This is a genomic window from Fulvivirga aurantia (genome assembly GCF_009711475.1).
Lineage (GTDB): Bacteria > Bacteroidota > Bacteroidia > Cytophagales > Cyclobacteriaceae > Fulvivirga > Fulvivirga aurantia.
The window spans coordinates 1-1,240 of record NZ_SMMD01000243.1 but is presented as its reverse complement, the minus strand read 5'-3'; the positions used below and the strand labels follow the sequence as shown (position 1 = coordinate 1,240).

Below are 1,240 nucleotides of genomic sequence, written 5' to 3'. Positions count from 1 at the left end.
CGGCAAAATTACCTAAAACAGCAATTTTATTTTATTAGTCTTTGTAAATCTCTCAATCAGAATATGACGCTTAGCCGCATAGTAGACTTTTTTATACACAAGACCCATTACCAGGATCCTAATATCTTAAGGAGGGCAAGACTACTTGTCAGGGCTTGTTTTGTTACGAGCTTCTTTTCTTTGTCATATGTCTGGTTAAGCCTCATTTTTGGTTATGAAAAGGGTGTTTACCTAATGGTATTCAATTTTTTGGGGTTTTTAGCGATGACACTATTGGTAAAAACCAAAATATCAATTGGTGTTTTGGGTAACACTTATGTGTTCATTGGTGGCTTTGCAGTAGTTGTGCTTACTTATTATTCAGGAGGTGTATGGTCGGCTATTTATCCATGGATCATTTCTATACCCGTACTAGCCATTCTTGTTGTAAATAGACGCTCAGGTGTCATCTGGACGGTTATTTCCTTTGGGTTTATGGTATGGTTTGCCATACTTGCCGTGCAGGGTGTTGAACTGCCTGTTGAGTATAATCTAGAGCTGCGCACCATTTGGTATGTGACAATTGTACCTGGCCTGCTGCTTATTGTCATGTTTATGGCATTTGTTTTTGAAAGCAATCAAACTAACGCTTTATTAGATTTAGAAAGAAAAAACAAACAGCTTGAGGCTCAAAAAGAAACGATTGGAAGGCAATCGACTGACCTGGAGCAGTTGATCGAAGATAAAGACTACATTATCAGAATACTTGCTCATGACCTTCGCGGACCTTTGAGAAATATCAATGGTATGGTTACTCTCATGAAAATGGAGACGGATGCAAGTCGTATCGATGAATATATCCAGATGATCAGCCAGGCTGCTGCTAACGCTGAAAATTTGGTGAACCGTGTGTTGGAAATGGATGAGTCAGATCAAAAGAATCCTAAAGTACAGCTTGAAGAAGTAGAAGTGAGCAAATTACTCGGAGAAGTACTGGAAAACATGGATAAAGCGGCCAGAAACAAAAGTATTGGTATCGAAATGATAAATAATGGGAGCTCAGACAGGGTTGAGGCAGATAAAACTTACCTTATGCTCATTTTTGAAAATCTCATTTCTAATGCTATAAAGTTTACAGAGAAGGGTAAAGAAGTTTTGGTAAGAGTCACGAATGATACGGCAGAGCGCCTTCATATAAGGTTTATAGATCAGGGACCAGGCATCAGTCCGGAAGAAAGAGGTAAACTTTTTAAGAAATTTG

Annotated in this window: 1 protein-coding gene; it reads left to right on the top strand. The window is 38.6% G+C overall.

The genetic code is table 11. The features are described from left to right. Positions 1-264: 264 nt before the first annotated feature. A partial coding sequence (locus tag E1176_RS00840; protein ID WP_185152516.1) for a sensor histidine kinase occupies positions 265-1,240 on the top strand: 976 nt, incomplete at its 3' end.